Raw genomic sequence first — 9,236 nt, 5'->3', positions numbered from 1 at the left:
ACTTTTTTTCTACACAAAAAAGGCTCCATAAGATCCATAGGGGATTTACCCACTACAAATATTATAGAGCCAAAAAAGCTGATGAGCGAATGTAAAAAAATGGTAAGTAAATTTAGGAAAAACTAAGCACGATTGGATTTTTTGTGTTATAATATTCTGTGAGTAGCTATGCCCTATTTTAGCTATATTGAATAGAAGTTTGAAACTTGGAAGAGAGAGGATGCGATGTAATGGCTAGAGATGGTTTTTTTACAGGCTTAGATATCGGAACTAATTCGATTAAAGTATTAGTTGCCGAGCTTAGAAATGGTGAACTTAATGTAATTGGTGTAAGTAATGCCAAGAGTAAAGGTGTAAAGGATGGGATTATCGTTGATATTGAAGCAGCAGCAACTGCTATCAAGTCAGCTATTTCCCAAGCAGAAGAGAAAGCTGGCATTTCAATCAAATCAGTGAATGTTGGTTTGCCTGGAAATCTTTTGCAAGTAGAGCCAACTCAAGGTATGATTCCAGTTACATCTGATACAAAAGAAATTACAGATCAAGATGTCGAAAATGTTGTCAAATCAGCCTTGACAAAGAGTATGACACCAGATCGTGAAGTCATTACTTTTATTCCAGAAGAATTTATCGTAGATGGTTTCCAAGGTATTCGTGACCCACGTGGTATGATGGGTGTTCGTCTTGAAATGCGTGGTTTGCTTTACACAGGTCCACGTACTATTCTTCACAATTTACGCAAGACAGTTGAGCGCTCAGGTGTTCAAGTTGAAAATATTATTATTTCACCATTGGCTTTGGTTCGTTCAGTCTTGAACGAAGGAGAGCGTGAATTTGGAGCTACTGTGATTGATATGGGAGCAGGTCAAACAACTGTTGCTACAATCCGTAACCAAGAACTCCAGTTTACAAATATTCTTCAAGAAGGTGGAGATTATGTCACAAAAGATATCTCTAAAGTCTTGAAGACTTCACAAAAACTAGCTGAAGGATTGAAATTAAACTATGGTGAAGCCTATCCGTCGCTTGCAAGCAATGAAACCTTCCAAGTTGAAGTAATTGGTGAAGTAGAGCCTGTAGAAGTTACAGAAAGCTACCTAGCAGAGATTATTTCAGCCCGCATTAAGCACATTTTTGAACAAATCAAACAAGAGTTGGAAAGAAGACATTTATTGGATCTTCCAGGTGGAATTGTTCTGATTGGTGGAAATGCTATTTTGCCAGGTATTGTAGAGCTTGCACAGGAAGTCTTTGGTGTTGGTGTCAAACTTTACGTTCCAAATCAAGTTGGAATCCGTAACCCTGCCTTTGCTCATGTGATTAGCTTGTCTGAATTTGCTGGTCAATTGACTGAAGTGCATTTATTAGCACAACGAGCAGTCAAGGGTGAAGATACCTTGCGTCACCAACCAATTAATTTCGGTGGGATGATTCAACGTGTTACGCAAGTGGCACAACCTACTCCAATTCAACCAGTTCAAAATACTGAGGTAGAGACATCAGCTTCTACGAACGTAGTTGCTCCGAAAGAAGATAAAGTATCTTCTCAAAATAAACCAAAAATCGCAGATCGTTTCCGTGGCTTAATCGGAAGCATGTTTGATGAATAAAAGAGGAAAAATAAACTATGACATTTTCATTTGATACAGCAGCAGCTCAAGGTGCAGTTATTAAAGTAATCGGTGTTGGTGGAGGTGGCGGAAACGCCATTAACCGCATGGTTGACGAAGGTGTTGCAGGCGTAGAATTTATCGCAGCAAACACAGATGTACAAGCTTTGAGTAGTACTAAAGCAGAGACAGTAATTCAATTGGGTCCTAAATTGACTCGTGGTTTGGGTGCTGGAGGTCAACCTGAAGTTGGTCGTAAAGCTGCTGAAGAAAGCGAAGAAACATTGACAGCTGCTATCAGTGGAGCGGATATGGTCTTCATTACTGCTGGTATGGGAGGTGGATCAGGTACTGGTGCGGCTCCTGTTATTGCCCGTATTGCTAAAGATTTGGGTGCTCTTACAGTTGGTGTTGTGACACGTCCTTTCGGTTTTGAAGGAAGCAAACGTGGTCAATTTGCTGTTGAAGGAATCAATCAACTTCGTGAACATGTAGATACCCTATTGATTATTTCAAACAACAACTTGCTTGAAATTGTTGATAAGAAAACTCCACTTCTTGAAGCTCTTAGCGAAGCAGATAACGTACTTCGCCAAGGTGTTCAAGGAATTACTGATTTGATCACAAACCCTGGTTTGATTAATCTTGACTTTGCCGATGTGAAAACAGTTATGGCAAATAAAGGAAACGCCCTAATGGGTATCGGTATCGGTAGTGGTGAAGAACGTGTGGTAGAAGCAGCTCGTAAGGCAATCTACTCACCACTTCTTGAAACAACTATTGACGGTGCTGAGGATGTTATCGTCAACGTTACTGGTGGTCTTGATTTAACCTTGATTGAGGCTGAAGAAGCATCAGAAATTGTCAACCAAGCAGCTGGTCAAGGAGTGAACATCTGGCTCGGAACATCTATCGATGAAAACATGAAAGATGAAATTCGTGTTACAGTTGTGGCAACTGGTGTTCGTCAAGATCGTGTGGAAAAAGTTGTGGGCCATGCACCAAGACAAGTTGTCCGTCATGAACAAGCAAGTCCTAGTCATGCACACAATCATAATCGTCAGTTTGATATGGCTGAAACTGCAGAAATTCCAAGTCCAGCACCTCGCCGTACAGAAACTTCTCAATCTTCAGCATTTGGTGATTGGGACTTGCGTCGTGAGACAATTGTTCGACCAACTGATTCAGTTGTATCACCAGTTGAACGCTTCGAAGCACCATCTTTAGAAGAGGACGAATTAGAAACTCCTCCATTTTTCAAAAATCGTTAAGTAAATGAATTTGAAAGCAAATACAGAACGTGTTTTTCAACAAATAAAAGATGCAAGTCAGCAGTCAGGAAGAGAAGCCAATTCTGTTTCGGTTGTTGCTGTTACAAAGTATGTAGACGTACCGACAGCGGAGGCTTTGCTTCCGCTAGGTGTGCATCATATTGGTGAAAATCGTGTAGATAAATTTCTTGAGAAATATCAAGCTTTAAAAGACCGGAATATTACCTGGCATTTGATTGGTACTTTGCAAAGACGCAAGGTTAAAGATGTCATTCAGTATGTTGATTATTTCCACGCTTTGGATTCATTAAAGCTAGCAGAAGAAATTCAAAAAAGAAGTGACCGAGTTGTTAAGTGTTTCTTACAAGTAAATATCTCAAGGGAAGAGAGTAAACATGGTTTTTCAAAGGAAGAACTATTGGAACTCTTGCCAGAATTGGCCACCTTAGATAAAATTGAATATGTAGGCTTGATGACCATGGCTCCTTTTGAAGCTAGTAGTGATGAGTTGAAAGAGATTTTTAAAGCTACGCAGGATTTGCAACTAGAAATTAGAGAAAAACAAATTCCCAATATGCCAATGACGGACTTGAGTATGGGTATGAGTCGTGACTATAAGGAAGCGATTGAATTTGGCTCAACATTTGTCAGAATTGGTACAGCATTTTTTAAATAGGAAAGAAATATGTCTTTAAAAGATAGATTTGATAAATTTATAGATTATTTTACAGAAGATGGAGAAGAAGTTGGTACTACATATCAGCCTAAAGCTGAAGAGCCGATTGTGACTCCAGTCCCTTCTGTTCAAGAGTTGCCTCAACAAGCTGCTAGCACGCCATCTAAAGATAAAAACATCACTCGTCTTCATGCCCGTCAACAAGAGTTGGCTATGCAAAGTCAACGTTCTACTGATAAGGTGACAATTGATGTTCGTTATCCACGTAAATACGAAGATGCCACAGATATTGTTGATTTATTAGCTGGTAACGAAAGTATTTTGATTGATTTTCAATATATGACAGAAGTTCAAGCTCGTCGTTGTTTGGACTATCTGGATGGGGCGCGTCACGTTTTAGCTGGTAACATGAAAAAGGTAGCATCTACTATGTACCTGCTGACACCAGTTGATGTTGTTGTCAATATTGAAGACATCAAAATTCCAGATGAATCACAAAATGGTGAATTTGGCTTTGATATGAAACGTACGAGAGTGAGATAATGATCTTTCTCATTCGTTTTGTTCAAAATGCAGTGGATATCTATTCACTGATTTTAATCGTGTTTGCTCTGATGTCTTGGTTTCCCAATGCTTATGAATCACGTCTTGGACGCTTGATTATTAGTTTAGTGAAACCGATAATAGCTCCCTTGCAACGTTTACCCCTCCAGATTGCAGGTCTTGACTTGTCTGTCTGGATTGCGGTATTACTAGTTCACTTCCTAGGGGAGCAGTTGATTCGACTTTTAGTGATCTTTCTATGAACAAGATGATTTATCAACACTTTTCTAAGAATGATTCGTCTTTTATTGATAAGGGAGTAGAATGGATAAAAAAGGTAGAAGATTCTTATTCTCCTTTTTTAACCCCCTTTGTAAATCCCCATCAAGAAAAGATTTTAAAGGTTCTAGCATCAACCAACGGCATCTCCTACATGAGCAGTCGGCAGTTTCTTGAAACTGAATATGTACGGGTACTCCTGTATCCTGATTATTTTGAGCCGGAATTCTCTGATTTTGAACTTTCCTTGCAAGAAATTGTCTATCCTAATAAGTTTGAACGCCTAACGCATTCAAAAATATTAGGGACTGTTTTAAATCAGCTGGGAATTGATAGGAAGCTATTTGGTGATATCTTAGTCAACGAAGAGAGGGCACAGATTATCATTAATCGACAGTTTATGCTCCTTTTTCAAGACGGCATTACGAAAATTGCTCGTTTACCGGTTCGTCTAGAAGAACGGGATTTTACTGAGAAAATTACCACAGTAGAAGATTATCAAGAATTAGATATCTGTATCGCTAGTTCAAGATTAGATGTTTTTCTAGCAGGTGTCTTCAAGCTGTCTAGAAATCAGGCAAGTCAGTTAATTGAAAAACAGGCAGTCCAAGTTAATTACCATTTAGTTGAAAAATCAGATTATGCAGTTCAAGTTGGTGATCTGCTTAGTGTAAGGAAATTTGGTCGATTGAAACTCGTTAGAGATAATGGGCAAACAAAAAAAGATAAAAAGAAATTAACGGTCCAATTGTTATTAAGTAAGTGAGGAAAAATATGCCAATTACATCGTTAGAAATCAAAGATAAAACCTTTAGCACACGCTTTAGAGGGTTTGATCAAGAAGAAGTAGATGAATTTTTAGATATTGTAGTCCGTGATTATGAAGATTTGGTTCGCTCTAATCATGATAAGGATTTACATATTAAGAGTTTGGAAGAGCGTTTGTCTTACTTTGATGAGATGAAAGATTCATTGAGCCAGTCTGTATTGATTGCACAAGATACAGCAGAGCGAGTAAAACAAGCTGCAACTGAACGCTCAAACAATATTATCCAACAAGCAGAGCAGGATGCACAACGTTTGTTGGAAGAAGCTAAGTACAAGGCAAATGAAATTCTTCGTCAAGCAACTGATAATGCTAAGAAAGTTGCTGTTGAAACAGAAGAATTGAAGAACAAGAGCCGTGTCTTCCATCAACGTCTCAAATCTACAATTGAGAGCCAGTTAGCAATTGTTGAATCTTCAGATTGGGAAGACATTCTTCGTCCAACAGCTACTTATCTTCAGACAAGTGATGAAGCCTTCAAAGAAGTAGTAAGCGAAGTCTTAGGTGACTCTGTCTTACAACAACATCCAGAGGAAGAACCAATTGATATTACTCGTCAGTTTTCTCCCGAGGAAATGGCAGAGTTGCAAGCGCGTATCGAAGCGGCTAATAAGGAACTTGCGGAAGCCGAAGCAAGAGCTGAACAAGAACAAGTGGTTTCACCAGCTCCGGTTGCTGAAGAAAGTCCAGCTCATCCAGTTGGTCCAATGTATGAAGAGCCAGAGGTAGCTCCAAGCCATTACACAGGACCAACACCAGCTACTGAAGCTGTAAACTCAGAACCAGGTTTTGCGGCACCGCAAGAATCTGTTACAATTTTATAAGAAATGATCTGAGAACAATATCTTATCCTTATATTTCCAGCGAGCAGGAGATGGTGTGAGTCCTGCATTCCCTAATGATAAGATTATCCTCTCAAACTATCAAATCTGAAAAAAGTAAGATTTGACGTTCCCCACGTTACGGGATAAGAGGGAGAAAGACCAGATTTTTTTCCGAATAAAGGTGGTACCACGATTTTCGTCCTTTTTGGAAGTCGTGGTTTTTAATTTGTTATTATTTATAAAGGAGATACCATGAAACTCAAAGATACCCTTAACCTTGGGAAAACAGCTTTCCCAATGCGTGCAGGCCTTCCTACCAAAGAGCCAGTTTGGCAAAAGGAATGGGAAGACGCAAAACTTTATCAACGTCGTCAAGAATTGAACCAAGGAAAACCTCATTTCACCTTGCATGATGGCCCTCCATACGCGAACGGAAATATCCACGTTGGACACGCTATGAACAAGATTTCAAAAGATATCATTGTTCGTTCAAAATCTATGTCAGGATTTTATGCACCATATATTCCAGGTTGGGATACACATGGTCTGCCAATCGAGCAAGTTTTGGCAAAACAAGGTGTCAAACGTAAAGAAATGGACTTGGTTGAGTACTTGAAACTTTGCCGTGAATACGCTCTTTCACAAGTAGATAAACAACGTGAAGACTTCAAACGTTTGGGTGTTTCTGGCGACTGGGAAAATCCATATGTGACCCTGACTCCTGATTATGAAGCAGCCCAAATCCGTGTCTTCGGTGAGATGGCTAATAAGGGTTATATCTACCGTGGTGCCAAGCCAGTTTACTGGTCTTGGTCATCTGAATCTGCCCTTGCTGAAGCAGAGATTGAATACCATGATTTGGTTTCAACTTCCCTTTACTATGCCAACAAGATAAAAGATGGCAAAGGTATTCTTGATACAGATACTTACATTGTTGTCTGGACAACGACTCCATTTACAATCACTGCTTCTCGTGGTTTGACTGTTGGTGCAGATATTGATTATGTTTTGGTTCAACCTGCTGGTGAAGTTCGTAAGTTTGTGGTTGCTGCAGAATTATTGACTAGCTTGTCTGAAAAATTTGGTTGGGCTGATGTTCAAGTTTTGGCAACTTACCGTGGTCAAGAACTCAACCACATCGTTACAGAACACCCATGGGATACAGCTGTAGATGAATTGGTTATCCTTGGTGACCACGTTACGACTGACTCTGGTACTGGTATTGTCCATACAGCCCCTGGTTTTGGTGAGGACGACTACAATGTTGGTATTGCTAATGGTCTTGAAGTCGCAGTGACTGTTGACGAACGTGGTATCATGATGAAGAATGCTGGTCCTGAGTTTGAAGGTCAATTCTATGAAAAGGTAGTTCCAACTGTTATTGAAAAACTTGGTAACCTCCTTCTTGCCCAAGAAGAAATCTCTCACTCATACCCATTTGACTGGCGTACTAAGAAACCAATCATCTGGCGTGCAGTACCACAATGGTTTGCCTCAGTTTCTAAATTCCGTCAAGAAATCTTGGATGAAATTGAAAAAGTGAAATTCCACTCAGAATGGGGTAAAGTCCGTCTGTACAATATGATTCGTGACCGTGGTGACTGGGTTATCTCTCGTCAACGTGCTTGGGGTGTTCCACTTCCAATCTTCTACGCTGAAGACGGTACAGCTATCATGACTGCTGAAACCATTGAACACGTGGCTCAACTTTTTGAAGTACATGGTTCAAGCATTTGGTGGGAACGTGATGCCAAAGACCTCTTGCCAGAAGGATTTACACATCCAGGTTCACCAAATGGCGAGTTCAAGAAAGAAACAGACATCATGGACGTTTGGTTTGACTCAGGTTCATCATGGAATGGAGTTGTAGTAAACCGTCCTGAGTTGACTTATCCAGCAGACCTTTACCTAGAAGGTTCTGACCAATACCGTGGTTGGTTTAACTCATCACTCATCACATCTGTTGCCAATCATGGCGTAGCACCTTACAAACAAATTCTGTCACAAGGTTTTGCCCTTGATGGTAAAGGTGAGAAGATGTCTAAATCTCTTGGAAATACCATTGCTCCAAGCGATGTTGAAAAACAATTCGGTGCTGAAATCTTGCGTCTCTGGGTAACAAGTGTTGACTCAAGCAACGATGTGCGTATCTCTATGGATATTTTGAGCCAAGTATCTGAAACTTACCGTAAGATTCGTAACACCCTTCGTTTCTTGATTGCCAATACATCTGATTTTAACCCAGTTCAAGACGCAGTAGTTTACGATGAACTTCGTTCAGTTGATAAGTACATGACTATTCGCTTTAACCAGCTTGTCAAGACCATTCGTGATGCTTACGCAAACTTTGAATTCTTGACAATCTACAAGGCCTTGGTGAACTTTATCAACGTTGACTTGTCAGCCTTCTACCTTGATTTTGCTAAAGATGTTGTTTACATCGAAGGTGCTAAATCACTGGAACGCCGTCAAATGCAGACTGTCTTCTATGACATTCTTGTCAAAATCACCAAACTCTTGACACCTATCCTTCCTCACACTGCGGAAGAAATCTGGTCATATTTAGAATTTGAAGCTGAAGACTTCGTTCAATTGTCAGAATTGCCAGAAGCGGAAACTTTTGCTAATCAAGAAGAAATTTTGGATACATGGGCAGCCTTCATGGACTTCCGTGGACAAGCTCAAAAAGCCTTGGAAGAAGCGCGTAATGCAAAAGTAATCGGTAAATCGCTTGAAGCACACTTGACAGTTTATCCAAATGAAGTGGTGAAAACTCTACTTGAAGCAGTAAACAGCAATGTAGCTCAACTTTTGATCGTGTCAGACTTGACTATCGCAGAAGGACCAGCTCCAGAAGCTGCCGTTAGCTTCGAAGATGTAGCCTTTACAGTTGAACGCGCTGCAGGTGAAGTGTGTGACCGTTGCCGTCGTATCGACCCAACAACAGCAGAACGCAGCTACCACGCAGTCATCTGTGACCACTGTGCAAGCATTGTAGAAGAAAACTTTGCAGACGCAGTCGCAGAAGGATTTGAAGAGAAATAAGGTTGAAAAGTCTAGGGAAAACTCAATTTGAGAAGAAAAGGCAACTAATCTTATAGACTATAAAACGCATTGTATCAAGTTTTTGAGGCTCTTTGTCAACTGTAGTGGGTTGAATAAAAGCTAAAACCGAGAAAGGACAAATTTCGTCCTTTCTTTTTTGAT

The 9,236-nt window shown here is 40.1% G+C and carries 8 protein-coding genes and 1 other annotated feature; all 8 genes read left to right on the top strand.

What is annotated here, in order from left to right:
* The first annotated feature begins 230 nt into the window (after positions 1-230).
* The 8 genes from ftsA to ileS all read left to right on the top strand — a co-directional run bounded on the left by ftsA (position 231) and on the right by ileS (position 9,074).
* Positions 231-1,610: a cell division protein FtsA gene (gene ftsA, locus QP439_RS08495; protein ID WP_261034508.1), complete on the top strand. Its 1,380-nt coding sequence runs from the start codon at positions 231-233 to the stop codon at positions 1,608-1,610.
* A 17-nt stretch (positions 1,611-1,627) separates the two neighbouring features.
* Positions 1,628-2,881 carry a cell division protein FtsZ gene (gene ftsZ / locus QP439_RS08490; RefSeq protein ID WP_285389505.1) on the top strand — a complete coding sequence of 418 codons (1,254 nt, stop codon included), beginning with the start codon at positions 1,628-1,630 and terminating at the stop codon, positions 2,879-2,881.
* 4 nt (positions 2,882-2,885) lie between these two features.
* Entirely contained in the window at positions 2,886-3,557 is a 672-nt protein-coding gene (locus tag QP439_RS08485; protein ID WP_084927181.1) for a YggS family pyridoxal phosphate-dependent enzyme, read from the top strand.
* 9 nt (positions 3,558-3,566) lie between these two features.
* Complete coding sequence (locus QP439_RS08480; RefSeq protein ID WP_004257765.1) at positions 3,567-4,100, top strand: cell division protein SepF; 534 nt, start codon at positions 3,567-3,569, stop codon at positions 4,098-4,100.
* Complete coding sequence (locus QP439_RS08475; protein WP_004257761.1) at positions 4,100-4,363, top strand: YggT family protein; 264 nt, start codon at positions 4,100-4,102, stop codon at positions 4,361-4,363. Before QP439_RS08480 ends, QP439_RS08475 begins: the two co-directional genes overlap by 1 nt.
* On the top strand, positions 4,360-5,145 hold the full coding sequence (locus QP439_RS08470) for a YlmH family RNA-binding protein (RefSeq protein WP_285389499.1): 786 nt from the start codon (positions 4,360-4,362) through the stop codon (positions 5,143-5,145). Before QP439_RS08475 ends, QP439_RS08470 begins: the two co-directional genes overlap by 4 nt.
* Positions 5,146-5,153: 8 nt before the next feature.
* Entirely contained in the window at positions 5,154-6,029 is an 876-nt protein-coding gene (locus QP439_RS08465; RefSeq protein ID WP_350224148.1) for a DivIVA domain-containing protein, read from the top strand.
* Positions 6,024-6,236, top strand: a binding site (T-box leader). Its footprint overlaps the gene before it by 6 nt.
* Positions 6,237-6,281: 45 nt before the next feature.
* Positions 6,282-9,074 (top strand): isoleucine--tRNA ligase, encoded by a 2,793-nt coding sequence (gene ileS / locus QP439_RS08460; protein ID WP_285389495.1) that lies wholly within the window; start codon positions 6,282-6,284, stop codon positions 9,072-9,074.
* The last annotated feature ends 162 nt before the right edge of the window (positions 9,075-9,236 follow it).

Source organism: Streptococcus sp. UMB1203 (assembly GCF_030217725.1).
In the GTDB taxonomy this organism is placed as follows: Bacteria; Bacillota; Bacilli; order Lactobacillales; family Streptococcaceae; genus Streptococcus.
The sequence above is the reverse complement of the archived record's forward strand: the minus strand, read 5'-3'. Positions and strand labels throughout refer to the sequence as shown.

Excerpts from the sequence above, each read along its gene's own strand:
- ftsA (WP_261034508.1), top strand. The coding sequence starts at position 231 with ATGGCTAGAGATGGTTTTTTTACAGGCTTAGATATCGGAACTAATTCG.
- ftsZ (WP_285389505.1), top strand. The coding sequence starts at position 1,628 with ATGACATTTTCATTTGATACAGCAGCAGCTCAAGGTGCAGTTATTAAA.
- QP439_RS08485 (WP_084927181.1), top strand. The coding sequence starts at position 2,886 with ATGAATTTGAAAGCAAATACAGAACGTGTTTTTCAACAAATAAAAGAT.
- QP439_RS08480 (WP_004257765.1), top strand. The coding sequence starts at position 3,567 with ATGTCTTTAAAAGATAGATTTGATAAATTTATAGATTATTTTACAGAA.
- QP439_RS08475 (WP_004257761.1), top strand. The coding sequence starts at position 4,100 with ATGATCTTTCTCATTCGTTTTGTTCAAAATGCAGTGGATATCTATTCA.
- QP439_RS08470 (WP_285389499.1), top strand. The coding sequence starts at position 4,360 with ATGAACAAGATGATTTATCAACACTTTTCTAAGAATGATTCGTCTTTT.
- QP439_RS08465 (WP_350224148.1), top strand. The coding sequence starts at position 5,154 with ATGCCAATTACATCGTTAGAAATCAAAGATAAAACCTTTAGCACACGC.
- ileS (WP_285389495.1), top strand. The coding sequence starts at position 6,282 with ATGAAACTCAAAGATACCCTTAACCTTGGGAAAACAGCTTTCCCAATG.